The organism is Mycobacterium alsense (assembly GCF_002086635.1).
GTDB lineage: Bacteria > Actinomycetota > Actinomycetes > Mycobacteriales > Mycobacteriaceae > Mycobacterium > Mycobacterium alsense.
On record NZ_MVHD01000023.1, the window covers coordinates 34,615 to 60,815 of the forward strand.

Consider the following 26,201-nt stretch of genomic DNA (forward strand, 5'->3'; position numbering starts at 1 on the left):
AGGCACATGGGGCATCGGCCCCAAATATCAGGTCCCGGCCGGTGCGCTGCCGGTCAGGCCGTGCCGCGTCGCGTACAGGCTGGCCCCGATCCGGTTCGAGACCCCGATCTTGGCATAGATGTGCTCGACGTGGTTGCGCACCGTCTTCTCGGAAATCCAGAGGGCCGAGGCGATCTCGCGGTTCGACCGTCCCTGGGCGACGTGCAGCAGTACCTCGGCCTCGCGCCGGGTCAATCCCGCCGGCCGGGCGGCCCTCCGCGACGGCCGGTGACCGGCGGCCTCGAGCACGGCCTCGACCGCGTCGCCGTCGAGGCGCCCGCGCGCCGCTTCACCGCGCAGGCGCTCGGCCGCGGCGGCCTCGTCGAATGCGTCGCGATGCGGTCGGGGCTCCGTCGAGGAGCGGTAGCTTTCGGCGGCGGCGAGCACCCGGTCGCGAACGGACAGGTCGTCGCCCCGCAGGCCGTTCGGATATCCCGACCCGTCCAGTCGTTCGTGGTGGTTCACCGCGACCTCCCGAACCGCCTTGAGCCCACCGACCCGGGCCAAGATCCTGCCCGTCAGATACGGGTGCAGATGCACCCGCTCCCGTTCGGCGTGGGTGAGCTCACCGGGCTTTTCCCACACCCGGTTGGACACGCCGATGCGACCGAGGTCGTGCACGTGGCCGGCGCGGCGCAGGATGTCGATGTCGTCCTGCGGCAGCCCGGCGCATTTCCCGGCGTTCTCCGCCAGCTCGGCCACCGCACGTGAATGACCAAGCGTGAAGGGGCATTTCAGGTCCACGAAGTCGCCCATGGCGCGCAGCAGCCGGTCGAGCGCGGGACCGTCCAGGGCTTCGCCCGGGTCCGGCGCCAGCTGGGCGGCGGTCGACCACGCATCGTCGTTCTCGACGAGCAGGTCGACGGCCGCGGCGGTGAAGACCGCGACGATATCCGGGTCGAACTGCTTGCCGCTGCGGCGGCGCACCTCCGCCGTCGCGGCCTCCGCACCGTAGGCGCGATGGTGCACTTCGGCGATGTCGGCGACCTGCGCCACCCGCATCGCCACGGGTATCTGGGACCCCGCGGCCCTGGCGGGAAGGCCGCTGCCGTCCCACCTTTCGTACGCGTAGGGCAGGGCTTCGCAGACGTCGGCGCCCAAGCCGATCTCCTCGGCGAGCAATGCGGCCGACAGGCAATGGGATTGCGCCAGCGCGCCGAGGTTACCGCGCGCGTCCACGAAGAGTTTGGCCGCCAGCTGGGCCCGCTTGGGCAGCGTCGACCCGCGACCGAGATTGGTCAGCAGAAATCGCCGGTACGGTGCGCCGGACCAGTCGATGAAGTGGCTGTCGTGGCGCATCGCGATGTCGTCGCCGAACCACCGCGCGTACTCGTGCGAGTCGGCATGACACCCGATCCACATGACCAGACCCGTGTAGAAAACGGTGCCGCGGTCACGCTCGCCGAGCCCGAGCCGCTCGGCGATCCTGACGCCCATCGCCGCCGATCGCAGCATGTGATCCATCGGCTGCCCGAGCCCGAGGTCGATCGCCAACGACAGGGCCGCCAGAACCTCGGTCCGCGAAACCGCTCCGTCGAAGGGCATGAGAGGTGTCCCTTTCTCAACCGGTCACGGTCGCGGCGTCAGGACCGATTCCGCGGCTAGCGCTTTTTGACCGACTTCGGCGGCTTGGCGCCGCGGCCCTGCCGGCGCGCGGCCTCGCGGCGTTCGCGGCGGCTGGCGCCCGCGGGAACGCCGGCGGGGGTCTTCTGCGCGCCACCGCCGTTGCGCTGCACCTGCGCCGAACCGTCCTCGGACGGGCCGGAATACGTCATGGCGGGGGCCTCGTTGTCGATTCCCTTGGCGCGCAACACGCTTGGGGCCTCTTCGCGCACGTCCGTCGCGCCGCCGTCCCGCGGCTGTTCGGCGAGCTCCTGCAGGCCTTCGGGTGCCGCCTGCGGGGCGAGCTGCGGGGCGGGGACGGCCTCCACCGTGACGTTGAACAGGAAGCCGACCGACTCCTCCTTCATGCCGTCGAGCATGGCCATGAACATGTCGTAGCCCTCGCGCTGGTATTCCACCAGCGGGTCGCGCTGGGCCATCGCGCGCAGCCCGATGCCCTCCTTGAGGTAATCCATCTCGTAGAGGTGCTCCCGCCACTTGCGGTCGATGACGTTGAGCAACACGTTGCGTTCCAGCTGCCGCATCGCGCCCTCGCCGGCGATCTCCTCGAGCTCGGCTTCCCTTGCGCCGTAAGCGCGTTCGGCGTCCTTGATCAGCGCGTCGAGCAGCTCCTCGCGGGTCAGGTCGTCGCGGTCGGAGTCGGCGTCGGGATGCGTCAGGCTCTCGTGCGTGATCCCGACGGGGTAGAGCGTCTTCAGCGCCGACCACAGCGCGTCGAGGTCCCAGTCCTCGGCGTAACCCTCGGCCGTCGCGCCGTTGACGTACGCGGTGATCACGTCGCGGACCATGTCCAGCGCCTGCTCCTTGAGGTTCTCGCCCTCGAGGATGCGGCGGCGCTCGGCGTAGACCACCTTGCGCTGCTGGTTCATCACCTCGTCGTACTTGAGGACGTTCTTTCTGACCTCGAAGTTCTGCTGCTCGACCTGGGTCTGGGCGCTCTTGATGGCGCGGGTCACCATCTTGTTCTCGATCGGCACGTCGTCGGGCAGGTTCAGCCGGTTGAGCATCGCTTCCAGCGCGGCGCCGTTGAAGCGGCGCATCAGCTCGTCGCTCAGCGACAGGTAGAAGCGCGACTCGCCCGGGTCGCCCTGGCGGCCGGAACGCCCGCGCAGCTGGTTGTCGATGCGCCGCGACTCGTGGCGCTCGGTGCCCAGCACGTACAGGCCGCCGGCCTCGATCACCTCGGTGGCCTCCCTGGACGCCTCCTCCTTGACCTTGGGCAGCTCGGCGTGCCAGGCCTCCTCGTAGTCCTCGGGCGTCTCCACCGGGTCCAGGCCGCGTTCGCGCAGCCGCTGGTCGGTGAGGAAGTCGACGTTGCCGCCCAGCACGATGTCGGTGCCGCGGCCGGCCATGTTGGTGGCCACGGTGATGCCGCCGCGGCGGCCCGCCACGGCGATGATCGTCGCCTCCTGCTCGTGGTACTTGGCGTTGAGCACGTTGTGCGGCAGGCGCCGCTTGGTGAACTGCCGCGACAGGTACTCCGAGCGCTCCACGCTGGTGGTGCCGATCAGCACCGGCTGGCCCTTCTCGTAGCGCTCGGCGACGTCGTCGACCACCGCGATGTACTTGGCCTCCTCGGTCTTGTAGATGAGGTCGGAGCAGTCGGTGCGGATCATCGGCTTGTTGGTCGGGATGCTGACCACGCCCAGCTTGTAGATCTCGTGCAGCTCGGCCGCCTCGGTCTGGGCGGTGCCGGTCATGCCGGCCAGCTTGTCGTAGAGCCGGAAGTAGTTCTGCAGGGTGATGGTGGCCAGTGTCTGGTTCTCGGCCTTGATCTCGACGTGCTCCTTGGCCTCGATCGCCTGGTGCATGCCCTCGTTGTAGCGCCGCCCGATCAGCACGCGGCCGGTGAACTCGTCGACGATGAGCACCTCGCCGTCGCGGACGATGTAGTCCTTGTCGCGGTTGAACAGCTCCTTGGCCTTCAGCGCGTTGTTGAGGTAGCTGACCAGCGGGGAGTTGGCGGCCTCGTAGAGGTTGTCGATGCCGAGCTGGTCCTCGACGAACTCGACGCCCTTCTCGTGCACGCCGACGGTGCGTTTGCGCAGGTCGACCTCGTAGTGGACGTCCTTCTCCATCAGCGGGGCGATGCGCGCGAACTCGGTGTACCAGTTGGACGCGCCGTCGGCTGGGCCGGAGATGATGAGCGGGGTGCGGGCCTCGTCGATCAGGATGGAGTCCACCTCGTCGACGATCGCGTAGTTGTGCCCGCGCTGCACCAGGTCGTCGAGCGAGTGCGCCATGTTGTCGCGCAGGTAGTCGAAGCCGAACTCGTTGTTGGTGCCGTAGGTGATGTCGGCGTTGTAGGCGACCCGGCGTTCGTCGGGGGTCATCTGCGCGAGGATGACGCCGACCTGCAGGCCCAGGAAGCGGTGCACCCGGCCCATCCACTCGCTGTCGCGTTTGGCCAGGTAGTCGTTGACGGTGACGATGTGCACGCCCTTGCCGGCCAGCGCGTTGAGGTAGGCGGGCAACACACAGGTCAGGGTCTTGCCCTCACCGGTCTTCATCTCGGCGACGTTGCCCAGGTGCAGCGCGGCCGCGCCCATCACCTGCACGTCGAAGGGCCGCTGGTCCAGCACCCGCCAGGCGGCCTCGCGGGCCACGGCGAACGCCTCGGGCAGCAAATCGTCGAGGTCCTCTCCGTCTTGGAGGCGCGTGCGGAACTCGTCGGTCTTGGCGCGCAGCTCGGCGTCGGTGAGTTTCTCGACGTCGTCGGACAATGTGCCTACATAGTCGGCCACCCGCTTGAGGCGCTTGACCATGCGACCTTCACCAAGGCGCAGCAACTTCGACAGCACAGTGTTGTCCCCTTTTGGGATGTTCCCTCGTTAGGAGGAGTCTTCTTCGATAACGCGACTCCCATCGTAGGGGACGACCAGCTGCCGGCCTTTTGGCAAGGCGAGCTCAAGCCAGGCGGATCAGGCCGTAGTCGTAGGCGTGCCGACGATAGACGACCGAGGGCCGTTCGGTCTCCTTGTCGTAGAACAAGAAGAAATTGTGCCCGACGAGCTCCATCTCGTAGAGCGCCTCGTCGACCGACATCGGCGTGGCCTGGTGCTCCTTGGTGCGCACCACCCGGCCCGGCTCGTGGTCGTCGTGCGGTTCGGCGGCGTCGTGTTGATGCGCCGCGGCCGGCTTGGAGCTGAAGGCCCGTTCCGGCCGGGGGGCCAGCGCGGTGGCCGCGGCCAGCGAAACCGGGGTCTTGTCGCCGTAGTGGACCTTGCGGCGGTCCTTGACGCGGCGCAGCCGGTTCTCCAGCTTGTTGACCGCCGACTCGAAGGCGGCGTAGAAGCTGTCGGCGCAGGCCTCGGCCCGGCTCACCGGGCCGCGACCGCGGGCGGTGATCTCCACGCGTTGACAGGACTTGCGCTGGCGCCGGTTGGGCGCGTGCTTGAGCTCGACATCGAAGAGGTAGATGGAGCGATCGAAGCGTTCGAGGCGGGCGAGCTTTTGGGAGACGTAGAGGCGGTAGTGATCGGGGATTTCGACGTTGCGGCCTTTGAACACGACTTCGGCGCTGGTCAGTTCGGCCGGCTCGGGGCTATCTGCCGGGGGTTGATCCAGAATCTGACCGGGATCCACGGTAAGCCTTGACATTCGTGTCAACTCGCTTCCTTTTCCACGTCGCACGCGCTGCGTGCCGGCTTTCGGATGACGCAACGACGGGGTTGGGAGCGGTGTCGAGGGTGCTCACCGCCGCAGGCTGCCCGCCGCTGCAAGGTGCCGATTGCTCACCCCCTTCTGACAGTGGCGTCCTAAGGCGTCTCAACCTGGGAATCGCGGCGGGTGCGCTATGACCACTCCCGCGAGCAGTCCGAGGATGTTCCCGATAGTTGTTTTCGACGTTAGCTCGTGTCCGCGGTGGGATGCCACCAATTTCGCCGGCTGTTGCGAGTTCTTCACAAACCTCGCACCCCTCAAACCCCCCCGCCGCCGAGCGTCACGCCGCCGCGATCGCCAGCACCGCGGCCACCCGGACACCGGCGGCGTGCAGCGTGCGCACCGACTCGCGCGCCGTCGCGCCGGTGGTGACGACGTCGTCGACGAGCACGACCTCGGTGCGCGACAGACGCGACGGATCCGTGCCCCGGCCGCGCAGCACCACCCGGCCGGCGATGTTGCGCTCGCGCGCGGACGTGCCGAGGCCCACCGAGTCCCGGGCCAGCGCCCGCATCCGCAGGGCCGGCGCGACGGCGATCTCGGGGTGCCCGGACACCGCGGCCCGCGCCAGCCGGGCCACCGGGTCGCCGCCGCGGCGGCGCGCCGCCGAACGCCTCGTCGGTGCGGGCACGAGCGTCAGCGGGGTTTCGACCAGCCCCCACGTCAACAGCCGGTGCAGCCCGACGGCCAGCGCCCGGGCCAGCGGCGCGACGAGGTCGCCGCGCCCGCGCTCCTTCAGGGCGAGGATCGCGGAGCGGCGCGCACCGGCGTAGCGGCCCAGCGCGAACACCGGCACCCCCGGATCGACGCGCGGGCTGATCACGTGCGGCTGGTGCGCCCGGACGGTGAGTTCGCCGCCGCAGGCGTCACACCAGCGGGTCGACGGCGCCCCGCAGCCGCCGCATTCGGCCGGCAGGATGAGGTCGAGCATGGCGACAGTGTGGCGGGCGGGGGTGACAAACCGCCCGGGCTCAGCCCGGCATGACCGGCGCCGCCCCGGCCACCGACAGCCCGGACACCTCCGACCAGCTCTGCTGGCTTTCCGGCGCCGACGCCGAATACTGCAACACCCCCGACGGGCCGGCGACGTACACCGTCGACGGGTTGGCCGCGACCGTCGACACCGGGGTTTGCATGCCCCGGGACGGCGCGTCGGAGTTCACCCCGTCGAGGTTGACGTAGGAGACCGGATGGCTGGCGTCGGTGCGGGTCACCACGATGTCGTCGCCGGTTCGCCACGACAGCGAGATCACCGAATTGCCGAGGCCGAACCCCAGCCGGCGCGGATAGGTCAGGGCGTACTGGCCGGCCTGCGTCTGCTCCACCCCGGCGAGGATCACCTGGCCGCCGATCACCATCGCCGCGCGCGTCCCGTCGCGGGACAGCTGCAGGTCGGTGATCGGCCCCGGGAAGCTGGCGGCCACCAGCCCGGAGTCCACCGGGATGCGCGCGGGCTGCCCCGAGGCCGGCTCCTGGATCGCGCGCAGCACGTTGTTGCTGTCGACCACCACCCACACGGCGTCGTCCAGCGCCCAGCTGGGCCGCGTCAGGCTGCGCCCGTCGGCGGACTGCACCGCCTCGCCGCCCAGGTCGCCGATCCACAGCGACGCCGCCTGGTCCGGGGCCCCGCGGCGCAGCGTCACCACCGACGCCACCTGCCGCCCGTTGCGTGACAGCGCGGCGCCGGTCTGGTCGCCCATCCGCCCGAACGCCCCCGGCACGGTGGTGGCGTGCTGGCCGTCGAGCCCCACCAGCGACCCGTTGACCAAGGCGTGCAGCCCCGCGCCCGCGCCGTCGGCGACGCCCGGGTCGGTGGCGGCCACGTCGGAGGTGGTCCAGCCCTCGGCGAACCTGTCGTCCAGCGGCGCGCCGTCGGCGTTGATGACGTACGGGCCCCTGATGTCGGCCCGGGCGAGCGTCCAAATGATCTGTGCGGCAAGCAATTGCCGGCTGTGGGGGTCGGTGGTGGACAGCTTCTCCAGGTCGATGCGGGCGCCGCCGTACCCGCGCCCGATCCCATTCTTGCCGCCGTCGGCCCGCGTCACCGGCCCGCGCAGCCGCAACGGCGGGGCGAGCAGGTTGCGCACGGTGTGGGCCATCTCGGGGCGCGGCCCGGCCAGCATCTTGGAGATCAGCTCGGTGGGCAGCTGGTCGTGGTCGGACACCGCGACGTAGCGGGGGTCGGGCACCACCGTCTTGCCGGTCGGGTCGGCGAAATACAGGGTGTTGCGTTTGTAGGTCGACTGAAACTGCTGCCAGTCCAGGAACACCCCGTTGGGCAGGCGGTCGATCCGCCAGCCGCCCGACGTCTTGACCAACTCGATCGGGCCCGGGTCCGGCAGCACCCCCTCGGCGGTTTCGAAGACGCCGACGTCGGACAGCGAACCCAGGATGTCCGCCCGCATGGTCGCCGAAACCCGGTCGGCGCCACGGGTTTCCACGAACACCACGTGGTCGATCAGCAGTGCGCTGCCGGCGTCGTCCCACGCGTTGGACGCCGACTGGGTGAGAAACTGCCGCGCCGCCAGGTGCCGGTTCGCCGGATCCGCCGTGGCCTTGAGGAATTCGCGCAGCAGCACGTCGGGATCCATGCCCGGGGTGGGCTTGGGCAGGTTCGACGGCGCCGGCCGTTCGACGGTGCCGATCGCCTGCGGGGCCGACGAGCTGGGCACCCCCGCGCAGCCGCCCGGCAACACCGCCACCCACAGCAGCACCGACATCGTCAGCAGTCGCCGCACGCTAGCCGCTCCTTTCGGCGTGTTCGCGGTGGCGGGCGCCACCCGGTTGCGGCGCGGCCGCGGCGGGCGGCTCGGGTTGCGGCGGAACGGGTTGCGAAATCGGTTTCAACGGCAGCGGGCTGGTGGTGACCTTGTGCCCGCGCACCAGGGGAAGGGTCAGCCGGAAGCAGGCGCCCTGGCCGGGTTCGCCCCACGCCTCCAGCCGGCCCTGGTGCAGCCGCGCGTCCTCGATGCTGATCGCCAGGCCCAGCCCGGTGCCACCGGAGCGACGCACCCGCGACGGGTCCGAGCGCCAGAACCGGCTGAACACCAGCTTCTCCTCACCGGGGCGCAGCCCCACCCCGTGGTCGCGAACCGTGACGGCGACGGTGTCCTCGTCGGCGGCCATCCGGATGCGCACCGGCTTGTGCTCGGCGTGGTCGATGGCGTTGGCGATCAGGTTGCGCAGGATCCGTTCCACGCGGCGCGCGTCGACCTCGGCGATCACCTCCTCGGCGGGCAGGTCGACGAGCAGCTCGATGCCGGCCTCCTCGGCCAGGTGCCCGACGTTGCCCAGCGCGCTTTGCACGGTGGAGCGCAGGTCGACCGCCTCGACAGACAGCTCGGCCACGCCGGCGTCGTGCCGGGAGATCTCCAGCAGGTCGTTGAGCAGCGTCTCGAACCGGTCCAGCTCGCTGACCATCAGCTCGGTGGAGCGGGCCAGCGTGGGATCGAGGTCGGCGCTGTGGTCGTAGATCAGGTCGGCGGCCATGCGCACCGTGGTCAGCGGGGTGCGCAGTTCGTGGCTGACGTCGGAGGTGAAGCGGCGCTGCAGGTTGCCGAACTCCTCCAGCTGGGTGATCTGCCGCGACAGGCTCTCGGCCATGTCGTTGAACGACATGGCCAGCCGCGCCATGTCGTCCTCGCCGCGCACCGGCATCCGCTCGGACAGATGCCCCTCGGCGAACCGCTCGGCGATCCGCGACGCCGAGCGCACCGGCACCACCACCTGGCGGGAGACCAGCAGCGCGATCCCGGCGAGCAACACCAGCAACAGCGCGCCGCCGGTGATCATCGTGCCGCGCACCAGCTGGATGGTGGCCTGCTCACTTTTGAGCGGGAAGATCAGGTACAGCTCGAGGTTGGCCACCTGCGCCGATGCCGGCGTGCCGATGACCAGCGCCGGGCCCGAGAAGCCGTCGGTGTGCACCGTGGCGTACTGGTAGGCCGCCTGCCCGGCCTTGACGAAGCCCCGCAGCGAGTTGGGCACCTGGTCGACGGGCCCCGCCGTGGTGGCGGCGCGCGGGCCGTCGCCCGGCACCATCAGCACCGCGTCGAACGCGCCGGCCAACCCGGCGCCCGAGGCCGGGGCGGTCTTGGACGTCAACGTGTTGCGGGCCAGCTGCAGGCTGCTGTCCAGCGAGCGCGTCTCCTCGCCGTTGACGATGCCGCTCACGGTGGTGCGCGCCCGCTCGATCTGCTCGATGGCGGCCTTGACTTTCACGTCCAGCACGCGGTTGGTGACCTGGCTGGTCAGCACGAAACCGAGCGCGAGGATCACCGCCAGCGATAGCCCCAGGGTCAGCGCCACCACCCGCAGCTGTAGCGACCGGCGCCAGGCGATGCCGACGGCGCGACTCAGGGCGCCCATGCCGCGGCTCATGGGCCCGGAGCGCCCCCAACGACTTCGAGTGCGCCGCCGCGAGGCTCGGATCACTTGCGGCGCTCTCCCCCGCGAGCGGGTGGCGCCCCCGCGGGGCTGGGAAGTGCCCCCACCTCATCGCGTCGCGCGGCGCGGATCACGGAGGTCCGGCCTTGTATCCCACTCCTCGAACGGTCAACACCACGGTCGGGTTCTCAGGGTCTTTTTCGACCTTGGCCCGCAGGCGCTGGACGTGCACGTTCACCAGGCGGGTGTCCGCCGGGTGCCGGTATCCCCACACCTGTTCGAGCAGCACATCACGAGTAAACACCTGGCGCGGTTTGCGTGCCAGCGCGACCAACAGGTCGAACTCCAGCGGTGTGAGGAAGATCTGCTCGCCGTTGCGGGTGACCTTGTGCGCGGGCACGTCGATGTCGACGTCGGCGATGGACAGCATTTCGGCGGGCTCGTCGTCGTTGCGGCGCAGCCGCGCGCGCACCCGGGCCACCAGCTCCTTGGGCTTGAACGGCTTCATGATGTAGTCGTCGGCGCCCGACTCCAGGCCGAGCACCACGTCGACGGTGTCGGTCTTGGCGGTGAGCATCACGATCGGGACGCCGGAGTCCGCGCGCAGCACCCGGCACACGTCGATGCCGTTCATGCCGGGCAGCATCAGGTCCAGCAGCACCAAATCGGGGCGCAATTCGCGCACCGCGGTCAGCGCCTGCGTGCCGTCGCCGATGACCGCGGTGTCGAAGCCCTCGCCACGCAGCACGATGGTGAGCATCTCGGCCAGCGAAGCGTCGTCGTCGACCACCAAAATCCTTTGCCTCATGGAGTCCATGGTGTCACCAGATCGGGACAAATTCGGCGCACCACACGGGCGTTTCGTGGGCAACCGGGGCAAATCGTGACATTTTTGTGCTATCCGGCGGTCAAACGGGCGGCCAGGCGATCCGGATCGACGTCTTTGTCGACGACCAGCCAGCGTCCGCCCCAGTTCGCCGCGGCCAGCCCGGCGTAGACCGCGCCGGTGCGCTCCTGCAGTGCGTCGTCGCGCTCGTAGCTGTCGCGCGCCCGCCCCGGCTCGTGCTCGGCCCGGTGGCGGGCCCGCCGCGCGGCCAGCTCGGTGGGGACCGCGAGCAGCACCTGCCAGTCGGGTACCGGCAGCCGCAGCCGCCCGTATTCGAGGCGGCACACCCAGGCCACCGCCTCCCCCGCCGCGTCCTCGCGCAGCCGCGCGGCCGTGTAGGCCGCGTTGGAGGCGACGTAGCGATCCAGGATCACCACGTCGTGGTCGCGGCCGAGGCCCTCGATCTCCCCGGCCGCCCCGGCCCGGTCGAGCGCGAACAGCATCGCCATCGCGTAGGCCGACGACGCCAAATCGCCGTGCTCGCCGTGCAGCGCCTCGGCCACGACGTCGGCGGTCAGCGATCGCCCGTAGCGCGGAAAGGCCAGCGTGGCCACCGACTTTCCGGCCGCCTCGAACGCGGCCCGCAGCCCGTCGGTCAGCGTCCGCTTACCCGAGCCGTCGACGCCCTCGATCGCGATCAGCACCGCGCGAGCCTAACCCCGGGCGCACCAGATGCCGCACACGCTGCCCGGTCGCGTCAGTAGCGGTAGTGGTCGGCCTTGTAGGGACCGTCGACGTCCACGCCGATGTACTCGGCCTGCTCCTTGGTCAGCTTGGTCAGCTTGCCGCCGAGCGCCTCGACGTGGATGCGGGCCACCTTCTCGTCGAGGTGCTTGGGCAGCCGGTACACCTCGTTGTCGTACTCGTCGTTCTTGGTCCACAGCTCGATCTGCGCGATGACCTGGTTGGAGAAGCTGTTGCTCATCACGAACGACGGGTGGCCGGTGGCGTTGCCCAGGTTCAGCAGCCGGCCCTCGGAGAGCAGGATGATGGACTTGCCGGTGTCGGGGAACGTCCACACGTCGACCTGCGGCCGGATGTTCACCTTGGTGGCGCCGGACTTCTCCAGCGCGGAGACCTGGATCTCGTTGTCGAAGTGCCCGATGTTGCCGAGGACCGCGTGGTCCTTCATCGCCCTCATGTGCTCGAGCGTGATGATGTCCTTGTTGCCGGTGGCGGTGATGACGATGTCGGCGCTGCCGATCGCGTCCTCGACGGTCTCGACGTCGTAGCCCTCCATCAGGGCCTGCAGCGCGTTGATCGGGTCGACCTCGGTGACGACGACGCGCGCGCCCTGGCCCTTGACCGACTCGGCGCAGCCCTTGCCGACGTCGCCGTAGCCGCAGACCAGCACCTTCTTGCCGCCGATCAGCACGTCGGTGCCGCGGTTGATCCCGTCGATCAGCGAGTGCCGGCAGCCGTACTTGTTGTCGAACTTGGACTTGGTCACCGAGTCGTTGACGTTGATGGCCGGGAACGCCAGGTCGCCGGCCGCGGCGAACTGGTACAGGCGCAGCACGCCGGTGGTGGTCTCCTCGGTGACGCCCTTGACCGACTCGGAGATCTTGGTCCACTTGTCCTTGTCGGTCTCGAAGCGCTTGCGCAGCAGCTCGAGGAAGACCTTCCACTCGGTGGGGTCGTCGTCCTCGGCCGGCGGCACCACGCCGGCCTTCTCGTACTGCGCGCCGCGCAGCACCAGCATGGTGGCGTCACCGCCGTCGTCGAGGATCATGTTCGCCGGCTGGTCGGGCCAGGTGAGCATCTGCTCGGCGGCCCACCAGTACTCCTCGAGCGTCTCGCCCTTCCAGGCGAACACCGGGACGCCCTTGGGCTCCTCGGGGGTGCCGTGCTTGCCGACGACCACCGCGGCGGCGGCGTGGTCCTGGGTGGAGAAGATGTTGCACGACGCCCACCGGACCTGCGCGCCCAGCTCGACGAGGGTCTCGATGAGCACCGCGGTCTGCACCGTCATGTGCAGCGAGCCCGAAATCCGGGCGCCCTTGAGCGGCTGCACCTCGGCGTACTCCCGGCGCAGCGACATCAGGCCCGGCATCTCCTGCTCGGAGAGCTCGATGTCCCGGCGACCGTAGTCCGCCAACGACAGGTCGGCGACCTTGAATTCGATGCCGTTGCGAACGTCGGGGGTCAAGGCGTTTTCGGTCGTCGTCATGCGTGATTCATCCTTAGCGGCTTAACGGATTCGGAGCGGTCCACGGCTGCACACAGCCGTAGTACATAGCTTAGGTATGTTCCGCCGCCACTGTAGTCGCGGCGACTCAGCCGACGTTGACGACCCCGTGCCGCTCCGCGAACGGCGTCATCAGCCGGGCCAGGTCGGCCGCGACATCGTGGTCGGCCTCCGGCGGCATCGACACGTAGCTCAGCGCCAGCCGCACGATGGCGCGGGCCAGCACCCCGGCGTCCTCGTCGCTGGTGGCGATCCAGCTCTGCGTGAACGCCGCGGTCAGCCGCGCCGACGCGCGGGTGATGATGGGCGCGCTGTCGGTGGTGATGAGCTGCAGCAGGTCGGGTTTGGCGACACCGGTGAGCAACGAGATCACCAGCGGGTCGGCCGCCGATTCCGCGAAGAAGGCCCGGAAACCCTGCAGGAACGCCGCGGCGATGTCGCCGACGTTGGCGTCCAGCGAGGCGTGCACGGCGTCGACCAGCCGGTCGGCCAGGCGCAGGGCGTACCCCTGCGCAAGGCCCTGCCGCGAGCCGAACTCGTTGTAGATGGTCTGCCGGCTGATGCCCGCGGCGCGGGCCACGTCCGACAGCGTGATGGCCGACCAGTCCCGGTCCAGCAGCAGGTCGCGCATCGCGTCCAACACCGAGTCGCGCAACAGCACGCGCGAAGCCTCGGCGTAGGGCAACCGCTTCACAGGCGCGAGAATAGTCGTTGGCGCGCTCACGATCGGGCCACCTCAACCATCTCGAAGTCGGACTTGGCGGCGCCGCAGTCCGGGCAGCTCCAATCGTCGGGGATGTCGTCCCAGCGGGTGCCCGGCGCGATGCCGTCCTCCGGCCAGCCCAGCGCCTCGTCGTACTCGAAGCCGCACTGGATGCACCGGAACAGTTTGTAGTCGGTCATTGGATCGCCCCTTCTCGAAATCCGTCTGAGATCTCACTGAAATCTGGCTTCTCGCGCACCGCGCAGTCCGGACAGCACCAGTCGTCGGGAACGTCGTGCCAGCGCGTGCCGGGCGGAAAGCCTTCCCGCGCATCGCCTTTGGCCTCGTCGTAGACGTAGTCACAGACCGGGCAGCGGTAGGCGGCCATCACGCCAGAGCCCCTTGGGCAGCGCCGTAGCGGGCCAGCAGCCGCTCGCGTTTGCGCGGCTGCAGGTTGACCCGGGTGATGTCGCCGTCGTAGTGCGCCAGCACCCGCCGGTCCATCACCTTGCGCCACAGCGGCGGGAAGTAGGTGAGCGTGATCATCGACGCGTACCCGCTGGGCAGGTTGGGCGAGCCCGCCATGCTGCGCAGCGTCTGGTAGCGCCGCGTCGGATTGGCGTGGTGGTCGCTGTGCCGCTGCAGGTGGTACAGGAACAGGTTGGTGACCACGTGGTCGGAGTTCCAGCTGTGCTCCGGCGCGCAGCGCTCGTAGCGGCCGTTCGCGTTGCGCTGCCGCAGCAGGCCGTAGTGCTCGAGGTAGTTGACCGCCTCCAGCAGCCCGAACCCGAAGACGGCCTGGACGATCATGAACACGATCAGCGCCGGGCCGAAGGCCGCGATCAGCGCGCCCCACAACACCACCGACATCAGCCACGCGTTGAGCACGTCGTTGGCCAGGTACGTCCTGGGGTTCCAGGGGTTCTTGCCCAGCCGTCGCAGCCGCTGCGCCTCCAGCCGCAGCGCGGAGCGCAGGCTGCCGAACACGCTGCGCGGCAGGAACTCCCAGAAGGTCTCGCCGAAGCGCGCCGACGCCGGGTCCTCCGGGGTCGAGACGCGCACGTGGTGGCCGCGGTTGTGCTCGATGTAGAAGTGGCCGTACCACGACTGCGCCAACGTGATCTTGGACAGCCACCGCTCCAGCGACTCCTTCTTGTGCCCCATCTCGTGCGCGGTGTTGATGCCCACCCCGCCGAGGACACCGACCGACAGCGCCAGGCCCAGCTTCCCCGCCCAGCCCAGGCCGCCGTCGGGCCCGGTGTCGAAGCCGAGCCAGCTCAGGTTGGGCGCGGTGAACAGGTAGGCGCCCAGCACGACGCTGGCGTACTGGAACGGGATGTAGGCGTAGGTGCAGTAGCGGTAGTACTTGTCGTTCTCCAGCCGCTCCATCACCTCGTCGGGCGGGTTCTGCCCGTCGGGCCCGAAGCGCAGGTCCAGCAGCGGCAGCAGGACGTACACCAGGATCGGCCCGATCCACAGCGGCACCTGCGCGGCGGCGTGCCAGCCGAGCCGGTTGGCCGCCCACACGATCGGCAGCATCGCGAACAGCGCCGTCGGGGCGATCAGTCCCATCAGCCACAGGTGGCGCTTCTTGTCGCGCCAGACCGGCGCCCCGGCCTCCCGGCCCGGTTGGGGGCTGAGTGTGGTCATATGCCGAACCTCCTCTGTGCGTCAGGCCACGTTGAGGTTGGACATTACGACACTTTACGTCTCGTGTCTAGACATATGACATCGTTTTGTAAACGAATCAGGGCACCGGGTCCGCCTCCGGGGCGTCCCGGGCGGGCACGCTCGGCGCCGGGCCGCCGGCGCTCCGGCGCCCCTGCACCGAGTTCCGGCACCCGTAGCCCACGTAGATCGCGGTCCCCACCACCAGCCAGACGGCGAACCGCACCCAGGTCAGGGCGGTCAGGTTGACCATCAGCCACACGCACGCGCAGATCGAGGCGATCGGCAGCACCGGCACCCACGGCGCGCGGAATCCGCGCTTCAGGTCCGGGCGGGTCCGGCGGAGCACCATCACGCCCGCCGACACCAGGACGAACGCGAACAGCGTCCCGACGTTCACCATCTCCTCGAGCTTGGCGATCGGGAACACCGCCGCCGTCAGCGCGACAACCAGCGCGACGAGCACCGTGATCCGCACCGGGGTGCCCCGCGGCCCGGTCTTTGCCAGCGAGCGCGGCAACAGCCCGTCGCGCGCCATCGCGAACAGCACCCGGCACTGCCCGAGCATCAGCACCATCACCACGGTGGTCAGCCCGGCCAGCGCCCCGATGGCGATGATTTTGCTGGCCCAGTGGATCCCGTTGGCGGTGAACGCCGTCGCCAGGTTCGCCTGCTTTCCCCCGGGCGACGTGCGCAGCCGGGTGTAGGGCACCATGCCGGACAGCACGACGGCGACCGCGACGTAGAGCAGGGTCACGATCGCCAGCGACGCGAGGATTCCCCGCGGGACGTCGCGCTGGGGCTTCTTGGTCTCCTCGGCCATGGTGGCGACGATGTCGAACCCGATGAACGCGAAGAACACGATCGACGCCCCCGCCAGCACGCCGTAGAGGCCGTAGTGGCTGCCGTGCGCCCCGGTCAGCAGCGACAGCACCGACTGGTTGACGCCCGTGGCGTCGTGCCCGGCCTCCGGGGGCGGGATGAACGGCGAGTAGTTGGAGCGCTTGATGTAGAAGGCGCCGACGACCACGACCAGCACCACCACCGACACCTTGATGGCGGTGATCGCCGCCGAAAACCGCGACGACAGTTTGGTTCCCAGCGCGATGAGGGTCGCCACCACCCCGACGATGACCAGCGCGCCCCAGTCGAGCCGCACCGACCCGAGTTGGACCGTGCCGCCGGCGAACCCGAACACCGAACCCAGGTAGCTCGACCAGCCCTTGGACACCACCGCGGCGCCGATCGCCAGCTCCAGCAGCAGGTTCCAGCCGATGATCCACGCGAGGAACTCCCCGAACGTGGCATAGGAGAACGTGTACGCGCTGCCCGCCACCGGCAGCGTCGAGGCGAATTCGGCGTAGCACAGGGCCGCCAGCGCGCAGGTGACCGCCGCGATCACGAACGAGATCCAGATCGCCGGCCCGGTGATGTCGCCCGCGGTGGATGCGGTGACGGTGAAGATGCCGGCGCCGATCACCACCGCCACGCCGAACACGACCAGGTCCCACCAGGTCAGCTCCTTGCGCAGCCGGGTTTCCGGCTCGTCGGTGTCGGCGATCGATTGTTCGACCGACTTCGTGCGCCATCGATTGGCCATCCGCGCGCCTTCCTTGCGTTTCACCGGCCTTTTGCGGGCCTGTCGGGCCCCGTAGGTCCGCACAGTACTGGGTAGTCTGCGAACATGCCGGGTAGCGGGGGGAACGCGCGCAGCCACGCGGTGGTCATCGGGGGAAGCATCGCGGGTCTGTGCGCCGCGCGGGTGCTCTCGGACCACTACGCGCAGGTGACCGTCTACGAGCGGGACGAGTTGCCCAGCGCCCCGGCGCACCGCGCGGCGGTTCCCCAGGACCGGCACCTGCACATGCTGATGGCCCGGGGCGCCGTGGAGTTCGAGGGCCTGTTTCCGGGACTGCTGGCCGACATGGTGGCCGCCGGGGTGCCCATGCTGGAGAACCGGCCCGACTGCATCCACCTCGGCGCCGCGGGCCACGTCCTCGGGACCGGGCACACGCTGCGCGACGAGTTCACCGCCTACGTGCCCAGCCGCCCCCACCTGGAATGGCAGGTGCGCCGGCGGGTCGAGCAAATCGGCAACGTCGAGATCGTGCGGCGGTCGGTCTTCGAGCCGCGGTTCGACCGCGCGCGCCGGCGGGTGACCGGGGTGCTGCTGAACCCGAAGGACCGGGGCGAGCCGGAGTTCGTGCCGGCCGATCTCGTCGTCGATGCCGCCGGCCGCGGCACCCGGCTTCCGGTGTGGTTGGCGCAGTGGGGATTCGAACGACCGGTCGAGAAAACGATCGACATCGGCATCAACTACGCCACCCACCGGTTCCGCATGCCCGAGGGTTTGATCCGGGAGAAGGTGGTGGTCGCCGGCGCATCGCACGACCGGTCGCTGGGCCTGGGCATGCTTTTTCACGAGGACGGCACCTGGGTGCTGACAACGTTCGGGGTGGCCGGCGCCAGGCCGCCCGCGACGTTCCCGGAGATGCTCGCGCTGGCCGACGAGCTGCTGCCCGCACATATCACCGCCGCGCTGGCGCGGGCGGAACCCGTCGGCGAGCCGGCCTATCACGCGTTCCCCGCCAGCAAGTGGCGCCGCTACCACAAGCTTCGCCGCTTCCCGGCCGGCATCGTCCCCTTCGGCGACGCCGTCGCCAGCTTCAACCCCACCTTCGGCCAGGGCATGACGATGACGTCGCTGCAGGCCGGCCACCTGAGCCGGGCGTTGCGATCGCCCGGGAAAGACGTTGCCCGACAACTGAACCGGGCCACCGCAAAGACGACCTACCCGGTGTGGATGATGAACGCGATCGGTGACATCACCTTCCACCACGCCGCCCCCCGCGGCCCCGTCCCCCGGTGGTGGCGGCCGTCCGGCGCGCTGTTCGACCAATTCCTCGGCGCCGCCGAGACCGAACCCGTTCTGGCCGAATGGTTTTTGCGCCGGTTTTCGCTGCTGGACAGCCTCTACATGGTGCCGCCGCCGCGGATAATCGGCCGCGCCATGGCCCACAACATGCGGTTGTGGCTGGGCGAGCGCCGCGCCGGCGGGCGCCCGGCCCTCACAGCCCTACGGTCGCCCTGAACAGCTTGGCGGGCTCGGCCGCCACCAGCCGGATGGGCCCGTCGTCGGCGGCCACCCACGCGGCCATCCCGCGTTCCAGCGTGAGCGACCCGGACTTGGCGTGCACCGTCGTGCAACCCTCGGCGCACAACAGGATCTGCGGACCCTCGTGGTTGCACGACGCGTCGACCTCGTGGCCGAGGTATTCGCCCTCGAGCGAGAGCAGCGCGACCGCGAACTCCTCGGTCGGCGTCTCGTAGATCTGGCCGAACCCCTCGCGGCGGACGTGGGGCCGCAGCCGCTCCTCGGTGGTGGGTGCGAAGTCCAGCACCCGCAGCAGCTCGGGCACGTCGACGTGCTTGGGGGTGAGCCCGCCGCGTAACACGTTGTCGGAGTTGGCCATGACCTCCAGCGCGAAGCCGCGCAGGTAGGTGTGCAGGTTGCCGGCCGACACGAAGATGGCCTCGCCCGGGGCCAGGGTGATGCGGTTGAGCAGCAACGCGGCCAGCACCCCGGCGTCGCCGGGGTAGCGTTCGCCGAGTTCCAGCACCGTCTTGGCCTCGGCCGCGAATTCCGTTGCGCCGGAGCTGACGTAGGCGATGGCGCCGTCCAGCACGGCGGGCACCAGCACGTCGATGTCGGGCTGCGGCGCGGTGATCCAGGTGGTGAACAGCGCGCGCAGGCCGTCGGCGTCGGACTGGTCGTTCAGCAGGTCGATGTAGGGGTCGAGGTCGGAGACCGCCAGCGCCCGCAGCAGCTCGACGGTCCGGGACACCTGCCGGAACCCGGCCAGCGCCTCGAACGGCTGCAGCGCCACCAACAACTCGGGCTTGTGCGAGGTGTCGCGGTAGTTGCGCACCGGCGAGGTCACCGGAATGCCCAGCCGCTCCTCGCGCAGGTAACCCTCGACCGCCTGCTCGGCGCTGGGGTGCGCTTGCAGCGACAGGGGTTCGTCGGCGGCCAGCACCTTCACCAGAAACGGCAGCACGTCGCCGAACCGGGCCCGCGACCCCGGGCCCAGCTGCCCCTCGGGGTCGTCGACCAGGGCCTGCAGCAGCGACAGTTCACCCTTGTCGGTTTCCAGCCACGCCGGGTCGCCGGGGTGCGCGCCGAACCACAGCTCGGCCTCCGGATGAGCGGCCGGAACCGGGCGCCCGGTGAATTCCGCCAGGGCGGTCCGAGATCCCCAGGCGTACGTCCGCAACGCCCCCCGAAGAAGTTCCACTTGTGTCTCTATCCCCGCACCAGTCGCGTGTAAACCGCGGCCATCTCCAGCCGGACGGCCAATACTGCCAGTTGTTGCTCGGCGCTGATGGGACCCCCCAGCGCCGGCGAAACCTCGGAGCCCGCCGAGCCGCCGGGCCCGTCGGGCACGTCCTCGGCCGCCAGCAGGTACACGTCGTCGAGCCCGGCGGTCCGGGCGGCGACCACCGTCTGCTCGTCGGCCAGCGTCAGCGCCAGCACCCGCAGCCGATCGGGCGGCGGCCCGTCGATCTGCTCGTCGTGGAAGAGGGCGTCGGTCGCAGACGCGGCGCGGCCGGACCCCGCCGCCGCGCGCAGCGCGACGACCGCGTCCGCCAGCCCGGTGGCCGCGACCACCTCGTGCGCCAGCCGCAGCAGCACCGAACTGCCGTGGCGGGCCAGCGCCAGCGTCGCGGCGCAGTCTCCGGCCAGCGCCACCCGGCGACCGGCCGTGCGCGCGGCGATCGTCTTGGCCGGGTTGGTGAACAGCTCGCGGCCGGCGCTGTTGCGCAGCGCCTCGGCGTCCAGCTCGTCGGCGAGGCGGCCCAGGTCCTGTTGGCCCGGCCGCGGGTCGACGGCGTGCAGGACGGCCAGCCCGGCGGCGAGGTAGCGGGTCAACCCGAACTCGTCGGGAACCCAGACCCGCGGCTCGAGGACCGCGGCGCGCCCCGCCGAACAGTCGCGCAGCGGCCCCTCGTACGGCGCCGCCACCACCACCCGCGCGCCGCGTCGCACCCCGGTCGCGGCGGCGGAGACCAGCGCCGGGTCGCCGGGGTCGTCGCCCGCGACGACCAGCACGTCGAGCGGGCCGATCCACGGCGGCGCCTCCCCGACGACGGCGATCGGCGCGGAGGCCTGCCCGCCCAGCGTCGCGGCCAGCATGGCCCCGGCGGTACCGGCGGTCCCGCGGCCGGCCACCCAGACCACGCTGCGAGCGCGGTCTTCGGCCCGCACCGGATCCAGCGCCCCCTCGGCGGCCGCGCCGGCGATCGCGCGCACCTGCGCGCCCGCCGACGACGCCGCCCGCAGCAGGCCCTCGGTGTCGGCGGCGAGCAGACCCTGGGGGTCTTCCAGGTCGATCGACCGCGTCGCGTTCACGGCCCGACCCCGTCGATCGCGGCGATTTCGGTGCTGACGTGGGTGACCACCGCGTCGACGTCCTCGGCGGTGCGGCCCTCCACGTTGAGCCGCAGCAACGGCTCGGTGTTCGAGCTGCGCAGGTTGAACCAGCTGCCATCGCCCAAATCGACCGTCACCCCGTCCAGGTGATCGATGGAGTGAATGCGGGTGCCGAACGACTTCAGCACCGCGTCAACACAATAGGGCGCATCGGCCACCGTGAAATTGATCTCGCCCGACGACTCGTAGCGCTGGTAGTCCGCGGTCAGCTCCGAAAGCGGCCGGTCCTGCTCGCCGAGGGCGGCCAGCACGTACAGCGCCGCCAGCATCCCGGAGTCGGCGCCCCAGAAATCGCGGAAGTAGTAGTGCGCCGAGTGCTCGCCGCCGAAGATCGCCCCGGTGTCGGCCATCAGCCCCTTGATATAGGAATGGCCGACGCGCGACCGCAGCGGCGTGCCGCCGCGCTCGATGACCAGTTCGGGGACCGCGCGGGAGGTGATCACGTTGTGGATGATCGTGGCGCCGATCTCACGGCCCAGCTCGCGGGCCGCCACCAAACTGGTCACCGTCGACGGCGACACCACCCGCCCGCCTTCGTCGACCACGAAGCACCGGTCCGCGTCCCCGTCGAAGGCCAGCCCGATATCGGCGCCGCTGTCACGCACGAACGCCTGCAGGTCCACCAGGTTGGCCGGGTCGAGCGGGTTGGCCTCGTGGTTGGGGAACGACCCGTCGAGCTCGAAATACAGCGGCAACAAGGTGATCGAGTCGATCGCGCCGAGCACGGCCGGGGCGGTGTGGCCGGCCATGCCGTTGCCGGCGTCCACGGCCACCCGCAGGGGGCGCAGCCCGGAGGTGTCCACCAGCGACCGCAGGAACTCCCCGTAGTCGGCCAGCACGTCGCGGTCGGTGACGGTTCCGGCCGGCCCGCCATGGGCGGTCACGCCGGCGATCACGTCCTCGGCGATGACGCCGAGTCCGCTGTCGGCGCCCACCGGCTTGGCCCCGGCCCGGCACAGCTTGATGCCGTTGTAGGCCGCCGGGTTGTGGCTGGCGGTGAACATCGCGCCGGGGCAGTCCAGCAGCCCGGACGCGAAGTACAGCTGGTCGGTGGACGCCAGCCCGATCCGCACCACGTCCAGGCCCTGGCCCGTCACCCCGCCGCCGAAAGCGGCGGCCAGCGCGGGCGAACTGTCCCGCATGTCATGGCCGATCGCCACCCGCCGGGCACCCTCGCCACGCATCAGCCGGGCGAACGCGGCCCCGAGATCGCCGACCAACGGCTCGTCGATCTCCTCGCCGACGAGCCCGCGCACGTCGTATGCCTTGACGACGCGACGGACGGTCGCGGCCGACCGGGACATGCGAAACTCCTGACGCCTGGTAATGCCGGCGTATTGCCGGGGCTCTTGGCGCCAGCCTATCGGCCCCGGCAGCACCCGGGGCGCGCAAGCCGGGACTGGGCCCGGACTATTCAGTGGGGTCGGGCAGCACCCGCAGGTGCCCGCGGCGGCGCCCGGAGCGGCGCTCCGGCGGGGCAAGCAGACCGCTGCTCGGCGCGGTGGCGTGGACGCCGGCGTGCTGGAGCGCGCCGTCGGCGCCCGGCGCCGGGGCGAAGCCGTTCGGCGGCGCGGCGCCGGCCCCGGCGCGCGGGCGCCCCTCGCGCACGGCGTCGGCCAGGGCGACCAGGTCGTCCTCGTCGGGGTGGGGGGGCTCAAAATTCAGCGGCCCGGCGTGGCGCACCAGGTCCCATCCGCGGGGGGCGGTGATCCGGCCGGCGTGGCCGACGCACAGGTCCCACGAATGCGGTTCGCGGGCGGTGGCGAGCGGGCCGACGACGGCCGTCGAGTCCGAGTAGACGAACGTCAAGGTCGCCACGGCATAGTGCGGACACCCGGGCCGGCAACAGCGACGGGGAACGTTCACGTCGCAAAGGCTATCGTGCAAAAACGCCCCGGAAGCGCCGGACACGCGCAACCGGCGGACCCACGATGTGCAACCGTTACCATCGGCGCGTGGGCGATATGCGCGGTTCCCCGCAAAGCGGTCGGTCCCGGCGCCGATCGGCTTCCTACCGGGCCTCCCGGCGCGGACGCGACATGCGCGGCCCGCTGCTGCCACCGAGCGTGCCCGGCTGGCGCACCCGCGCCGAGCGGTTCGACATGGCGGTGCTGGAGGCCTACGAGCCCATCGAGCGCCGCTGGCACGAGCGGGTGTCCGAGCTCGACGTGGCCGTCGACGAAATCCCCCGCATCGCCGCCAAGGACCCCGACAGCGTGCAGTGGCCGCCCGAGGTCATCGCCGACGGTCCGATCGCGCTCGCCCGGCTGATCCCGGCCGGCGTCGACGTTCGCGGCAACGCCACGCGGGCGCGAATCGTCTTGTTCCGCAAGCCGATCGAGAGACGGGCCAAGGACACCGTCGAACTCGACGAGTTGTTGCACGAGATCCTGGTGGCCCAGGTGGCCGTGTACTTGGACGTCGAACCCGAGGTCATCGACCCCACGATCGACGACGAATGACCCGGCGGTGCGCGCAGCCGCGCCGCGGTCAGATGATGCCGCGCTTGAGGCGGCGGCGCTCGCGTTCGGACAGGCCGCCCCAGATGCCGAACCGCTCGTCGTGCGCCAGGGCGTACTCGAGGCACTCATGGCGCACCTCGCACCCCAGGCAGATCTTCTTGGCCTCGCGGGTGGAGCCGCCCTTTTCCGGGAAGAAGGCCTCGGGGTCCGTCTGCGCGCACAGGGCGCGGTCCTGCCACTGGTCGGGCGTCGGCAGGGGCAGGGGCTCGGGCTCGAAAGCGACTGGGGCGTCGGGAACCACGGTCAGGTGCGGACGGACGGTCGCCGCCGGCGCCGGGCCGATGGTGGTGTGCGGTGTGCCTGTCATAACGCCCCGAAGGTGCTCATAAGACATGCTTCGTCCGCCTCCTCAGCTTGATTTGAGAGAGTTGATGAATTCCCACTGTTCTGATGTACAGACAATTCGAACAAGTGATCGAATCTCGGTCTGCGACACCGGAACCGGCCGGCCAACCGGGAAATGACACTGTTGTGATTAGACACTTGTTGACCTGCTTGGTCAAGCGTTATGGAGCATTTCCATACCATCTCGTTACGAATTTTCGGCGTTTCTGTTGTCTCGGGCCCCCGGCGTGTCGATCACAATCCGTTTTACGGACCGTTTTAGTGGCCGTTTTCGTGGCCGTTTTAGCGGCCGAAACAGCCGCCGCCGCAGGGCAGTACTGTCGAGCCCTGTGAAGGTCAAGTGAAGGTCACCGTTCTGGTGGGTGGGGTGGGCGGCGCCCGCTTCCTGCTGGGGGTTCAACAGTTGCTCGGGCTCGGTCAGTTCCGCAACGAACAGGGCCCGGATGCCGAACGCCACGAACTCACCGCGGTCGTCAACGTCGGCGACGACGCCTGGATCCATGGGTTGCGTGTCTGTCCGGATCTGGACACCTGCATGTACACCTTAGGTGGAGGCGTCGACCCGGAGCGAGGGTGGGGTCACCGCGACGAAAGCTGGCATGCCAGGGAGGAATTGGCGCGCTACGGCGTGCAGCCGGACTGGTTTCAGCTGGGTGACCGCGACCTGGCCACCCATTTGGTGCGCACCCAGATGCTCAACGCCGGCTACCCGCTGTCACAGATCACCATCGCGCTGTGCGACCGCTGGCGGCCGGACGCGCGGCTGCTGCCCGCCACCGACGACCGCTGCGAGACCCACGTGGTGATCACCGATCCCGACGACGGCGGCCGGCGGGCGATCCACTTCCAGGAGTGGTGGGTGCGCTACCGGGCCCAGGTGCCCACGCACAGCTTCGCGTTCGTCGGCGCCGAAAAGGCCAACGCCACAGCCGAAGCGGTGACCGCCATCGCCGACGCCGACGTCATCCTGCTGGCCCCGTCCAACCCGGTGGTGAGCGTCGGCGCCATCCTCGCCGTCCCCGGCATCCGCGGCGCGCTGCGGTCCGCCGGGGCACCGGTCGTCGGCTATTCGCCGATCATCGGCGGAAAGCCGTTGCGCGGCATGGCCGATGCCTGCCTGTCCGTCATCGGCGTCGAGTCCACCGCGGAGGCCGTCGGCCGGCACTACGGGGCGCGCAAGGCCACCGGGATCCTGGACTGCTGGCTGATCCACGAGGGGGACCGGGCCGAGGTCGAGGGGGTCGATGTGCGCGCGGTGCCGCTGTTGATGAGCGACCCCAAGGCGACGGCCGAGATGGTCGGCGCGGGGCTGGAGTCGGCGGGCCTGGCGCTGTGACCGAACACGGCGCGGCAGCCGCCATCGAGATCCTGCCGGTGCCGGGGCTCCCCGAGTTCCGCCCCGGCGACGACCTGGGCGCCGCCGTCGCCGCGGCCGCGCCGTGGCTGTCCGACGGCGACGTCGTGGTGGTGACCAGCAAGGTGGTGTCCAAGTGCGAGGGGCGCCTGGTGCCGGCTCCCCGGGATGCCGAGGAGCGGGATCGGCTGCGCCGCAAGCTCGTCGACGCCGAGGCGGTGCGCGTGCTGGCGCGCAAGGGCCAGACCTTGATCACCGAGAACCGGCTCGGCCTGGTGCAGGCCGCCGCGGGGGTGGACGGATCCAACGTCGGGCGCGACGAGCTGGCGCTGCTACCGCTCGACCCCGACGCCAGCGCCGCGGCCCTGCGCGCCGCGCTGCGCGAGCGGCTGGGCGTCGACGTCGCCGTGGTCGTCACCGACACGATGGGCCGCGCCTGGCGCAACGGCCAGATCGACGCGGCGGTCGGCGCGGCCGGTCTTCGTGTGCTGCACAACTATTCCGGCGCCGTCGACGCGCACGGCAACGAGCTGATCGTCACCGAGGTCGCGGTCGCCGACGAGGTCGCCGCGGCCGCCGATCTGGTCAAGGGCAAGCTGACCGCGATGCCGGTGGCCGTGGTGCGCGGCCTGCCCGGGCAGGTGGTGACCGACGACGGTACGACCGCCCGCCGGCTGTTGCGCCCGGGCACCGAAGACCTGTTCTGGCTCGGCACCGCCGAGGCCCTCGACATGGGGCGCCGGCAGGCCCAGCTGCTGCGCCGGTCGGTGCGCCGCTTCAGCGACGAGCCGGTGGCGCCGGAGCTGATCGAGGCCGCCGTCGCCGAGGCCCTCACCGCGCCCGCCCCCCACCACACCCGGCCGGTGCGGTTCGTGTGGCTGCGGACCCGCCCCACGCGGAAGCGGCTGCTGGACAAGATGGCCGAGCGATGGCGCGCGGATCTGGCCGGCGACGGCCGGCCCGCCGACTCGATCGAGCGCCGGGTGGCACGCGGCCAGATCCTCTACGACGCCCCCGAAGTGGTGGTCCCGTTCCTAGTCCCCGAGGGCGCCCACGCCTACCCCGACGCGAGGCGCACCGACGCGGAGCACGCCATGTTCACGGTCGCGGTGGGGGCGGCCGTGCAGGCGCTGCTGGTCGCGCTCGCGGTGCGGGGGCTGGGCAGCTGCTGGATCGGCTCGACGATCTTCGCCGCCGACGTGGTGCGCGACGAGCTCGAGTTGCCCGCGGACTGGGAGCCGTTGGGCGCCATCGCGATCGGTTACGCCTCGGAGCCGCCCGGGCCACGCAGCCCCGTCGACGCCGGCGATCTGCTGATCCGCAAGTGAGCCGC

General features: G+C 70.4%; 23 protein-coding genes. 4 read left to right on the forward strand and 19 right to left on the reverse strand.

Going from position 1 to position 26,201, the window contains the following annotated elements:
• Window positions 1-27 precede the first annotated feature (27 nt).
• The 14 genes from BST11_RS14525 to BST11_RS14590 form a co-directional block, all read right to left on the reverse strand.
• Entirely contained in the window at window positions 28-1,584 is a 1,557-nt protein-coding gene (locus tag BST11_RS14525) for an HD domain-containing phosphohydrolase (RefSeq protein ID WP_083138636.1), read from the reverse strand.
• Window positions 1,585-1,640: 56 nt separating this feature from the next.
• Window positions 1,641-4,463, reverse strand: coding sequence for a preprotein translocase subunit SecA (secA, locus tag BST11_RS14530; protein ID WP_083138637.1), 2,823 nt, complete (start codon window positions 4,461-4,463; stop codon window positions 1,641-1,643).
• A gap of 106 nt (window positions 4,464-4,569) precedes the next feature.
• Window positions 4,570-5,247, reverse strand: coding sequence for a ribosome hibernation-promoting factor, HPF/YfiA family (hpf, locus tag BST11_RS14535; protein WP_083138638.1), 678 nt, complete (start codon window positions 5,245-5,247; stop codon window positions 4,570-4,572).
• A 358-nt stretch (window positions 5,248-5,605) separates the two neighbouring features.
• A complete protein-coding gene (locus tag BST11_RS14540; protein WP_083138639.1) occupies window positions 5,606-6,256 on the reverse strand; it encodes a ComF family protein in 651 nt (216 codons plus the stop codon).
• Window positions 6,257-6,296: 40 nt separating this feature from the next.
• Complete coding sequence (gene lpqB / locus BST11_RS14545) at window positions 6,297-8,045, reverse strand: MtrAB system accessory lipoprotein LpqB (protein ID WP_083138669.1); 1,749 nt, start codon at window positions 8,043-8,045, stop codon at window positions 6,297-6,299.
• Window positions 8,046-8,064: 19 nt separating this feature from the next.
• Window positions 8,065-9,759 (reverse strand): MtrAB system histidine kinase MtrB, encoded by a 1,695-nt coding sequence (mtrB, locus tag BST11_RS14550; RefSeq protein ID WP_083138640.1) that lies wholly within the window; start codon window positions 9,757-9,759, stop codon window positions 8,065-8,067.
• Between the two features lie 82 nt (window positions 9,760-9,841).
• Window positions 9,842-10,528: a two-component system response regulator MtrA gene (mtrA, locus tag BST11_RS14555; RefSeq protein ID WP_067320128.1), complete on the reverse strand. Its 687-nt coding sequence runs from the start codon at window positions 10,526-10,528 to the stop codon at window positions 9,842-9,844.
• An 80-nt stretch (window positions 10,529-10,608) separates the two neighbouring features.
• Window positions 10,609-11,241, reverse strand: coding sequence for a dTMP kinase (locus BST11_RS14560; protein ID WP_083138641.1), 633 nt, complete (start codon window positions 11,239-11,241; stop codon window positions 10,609-10,611).
• A gap of 53 nt (window positions 11,242-11,294) precedes the next feature.
• Window positions 11,295-12,767, reverse strand: a complete 1,473-nt coding sequence (gene ahcY / locus BST11_RS14565) for an adenosylhomocysteinase (RefSeq protein WP_083138642.1) — start codon at window positions 12,765-12,767, stop codon at window positions 11,295-11,297.
• 106 nt (window positions 12,768-12,873) lie between these two features.
• Entirely contained in the window at window positions 12,874-13,479 is a 606-nt protein-coding gene (gene alkX / locus BST11_RS14570; RefSeq protein ID WP_083138643.1) for a TetR family transcriptional regulator AlkX, read from the reverse strand.
• A 26-nt stretch (window positions 13,480-13,505) separates the two neighbouring features.
• Entirely contained in the window at window positions 13,506-13,688 is a 183-nt protein-coding gene (rubB, locus tag BST11_RS14575) for a rubredoxin RubB (protein WP_083138644.1), read from the reverse strand.
• Complete coding sequence (locus BST11_RS14580; protein WP_083138645.1) at window positions 13,685-13,876, reverse strand: rubredoxin; 192 nt, start codon at window positions 13,874-13,876, stop codon at window positions 13,685-13,687. The genes rubB and BST11_RS14580 overlap by 4 nt, the downstream gene beginning before the upstream one ends.
• Window positions 13,876-15,138 (reverse strand): alkane 1-monooxygenase, encoded by a 1,263-nt coding sequence (locus BST11_RS14585; RefSeq protein ID WP_083138646.1) that lies wholly within the window; start codon window positions 15,136-15,138, stop codon window positions 13,876-13,878. Before BST11_RS14585 ends, BST11_RS14580 begins: the two co-directional genes overlap by 1 nt.
• Before the next feature lie 97 nt (window positions 15,139-15,235).
• On the reverse strand, window positions 15,236-16,756 hold the full coding sequence (locus BST11_RS14590; protein WP_083138670.1) for an amino acid permease: 1,521 nt from the start codon (window positions 16,754-16,756) through the stop codon (window positions 15,236-15,238).
• A 120-nt stretch (window positions 16,757-16,876) separates the two neighbouring features.
• Between BST11_RS14590 and BST11_RS14595 the strand changes: the two genes are divergently transcribed.
• Window positions 16,877-18,247, forward strand: coding sequence for an NAD(P)/FAD-dependent oxidoreductase (locus BST11_RS14595; RefSeq protein WP_142276355.1), 1,371 nt, complete (start codon window positions 16,877-16,879; stop codon window positions 18,245-18,247).
• Here the strand turns inward: BST11_RS14595 and manA are convergent.
• From manA to BST11_RS14615, 4 genes are all read right to left on the reverse strand, one after another.
• The gene (gene manA, locus BST11_RS14600; protein WP_083138648.1) at window positions 18,225-19,451 is read right to left on the reverse strand and encodes a mannose-6-phosphate isomerase, class I; all 1,227 of its coding nucleotides are present in this window, start codon (window positions 19,449-19,451) and stop codon (window positions 18,225-18,227) included. The genes BST11_RS14595 and manA overlap by 23 nt on opposite strands.
• Window positions 19,452-19,459: 8 nt before the next feature.
• On the reverse strand, window positions 19,460-20,566 hold the full coding sequence (locus BST11_RS14605) for a TobH protein (protein ID WP_083138649.1): 1,107 nt from the start codon (window positions 20,564-20,566) through the stop codon (window positions 19,460-19,462).
• Window positions 20,563-21,951, reverse strand: coding sequence for a phosphomannomutase/phosphoglucomutase (locus BST11_RS14610; protein WP_083138650.1), 1,389 nt, complete (start codon window positions 21,949-21,951; stop codon window positions 20,563-20,565). Before BST11_RS14610 ends, BST11_RS14605 begins: the two co-directional genes overlap by 4 nt.
• A gap of 106 nt (window positions 21,952-22,057) precedes the next feature.
• Complete coding sequence (locus BST11_RS14615) at window positions 22,058-22,513, reverse strand: DUF3499 domain-containing protein (RefSeq protein ID WP_211284717.1); 456 nt, start codon at window positions 22,511-22,513, stop codon at window positions 22,058-22,060.
• A gap of 173 nt (window positions 22,514-22,686) precedes the next feature.
• On the opposite strand from BST11_RS14615, the gene BST11_RS14620 reads away from it, so the two are divergent.
• On the forward strand, window positions 22,687-23,109 hold the full coding sequence (locus BST11_RS14620; protein WP_068213247.1) for a metallopeptidase family protein: 423 nt from the start codon (window positions 22,687-22,689) through the stop codon (window positions 23,107-23,109).
• A 28-nt stretch (window positions 23,110-23,137) separates the two neighbouring features.
• On the opposite strand, the gene BST11_RS14625 is transcribed toward BST11_RS14620, so the two are convergent.
• Window positions 23,138-23,476, reverse strand: a complete 339-nt coding sequence (locus tag BST11_RS14625; RefSeq protein ID WP_083138652.1) for a WhiB family transcriptional regulator — start codon at window positions 23,474-23,476, stop codon at window positions 23,138-23,140.
• 378 nt (window positions 23,477-23,854) lie between these two features.
• Here BST11_RS14625 and cofD point away from each other — a divergent pair, with 378 nt between their 5' ends.
• Window positions 23,855-24,850 (forward strand): 2-phospho-L-lactate transferase, encoded by a 996-nt coding sequence (gene cofD, locus BST11_RS14635; RefSeq protein WP_083138653.1) that lies wholly within the window; start codon window positions 23,855-23,857, stop codon window positions 24,848-24,850.
• On the forward strand, window positions 24,847-26,196 hold the full coding sequence (locus tag BST11_RS14640; RefSeq protein ID WP_083138654.1) for a coenzyme F420-0:L-glutamate ligase: 1,350 nt from the start codon (window positions 24,847-24,849) through the stop codon (window positions 26,194-26,196). Before cofD ends, BST11_RS14640 begins: the two co-directional genes overlap by 4 nt.
• Window positions 26,197-26,201 lie beyond the last annotated feature (5 nt).

Bases quoted from the DNA above. Each gene is read 5' to 3' on its own strand.
- BST11_RS14525 (WP_083138636.1), bottom strand. From the start codon at position 1,584: ATGCCCTTCGACGGAGCGGTTTCGCGGACCGAGGTTCTGGCGGCCCTG.
- BST11_RS14540 (WP_083138639.1), bottom strand. From the start codon at position 6,256: ATGCTCGACCTCATCCTGCCGGCCGAATGCGGCGGCTGCGGGGCGCCG.
- lpqB (WP_083138669.1), bottom strand. From the start codon at position 8,045: ATGTCGGTGCTGCTGTGGGTGGCGGTGTTGCCGGGCGGCTGCGCGGGG.
- mtrA (WP_067320128.1), bottom strand. From the start codon at position 10,528: ATGGACTCCATGAGGCAAAGGATTTTGGTGGTCGACGACGACGCTTCG.
- ahcY (WP_083138642.1), bottom strand. From the start codon at position 12,767: ATGACGACGACCGAAAACGCCTTGACCCCCGACGTTCGCAACGGCATC.
- rubB (WP_083138644.1), bottom strand. From the start codon at position 13,688: ATGACCGACTACAAACTGTTCCGGTGCATCCAGTGCGGCTTCGAGTAC.
- BST11_RS14580 (WP_083138645.1), bottom strand. From the start codon at position 13,876: ATGGCCGCCTACCGCTGCCCGGTCTGTGACTACGTCTACGACGAGGCC.
- BST11_RS14585 (WP_083138646.1), bottom strand. From the start codon at position 15,138: ATGACCACACTCAGCCCCCAACCGGGCCGGGAGGCCGGGGCGCCGGTC.
- BST11_RS14590 (WP_083138670.1), bottom strand. From the start codon at position 16,756: ATGGCCAATCGATGGCGCACGAAGTCGGTCGAACAATCGATCGCCGAC.
- BST11_RS14610 (WP_083138650.1), bottom strand. From the start codon at position 21,951: ATGTCCCGGTCGGCCGCGACCGTCCGTCGCGTCGTCAAGGCATACGAC.
- BST11_RS14620 (WP_068213247.1), top strand. From the start codon at position 22,687: ATGCGCGGCCCGCTGCTGCCACCGAGCGTGCCCGGCTGGCGCACCCGC.
- BST11_RS14625 (WP_083138652.1), bottom strand. From the start codon at position 23,476: ATGACAGGCACACCGCACACCACCATCGGCCCGGCGCCGGCGGCGACC.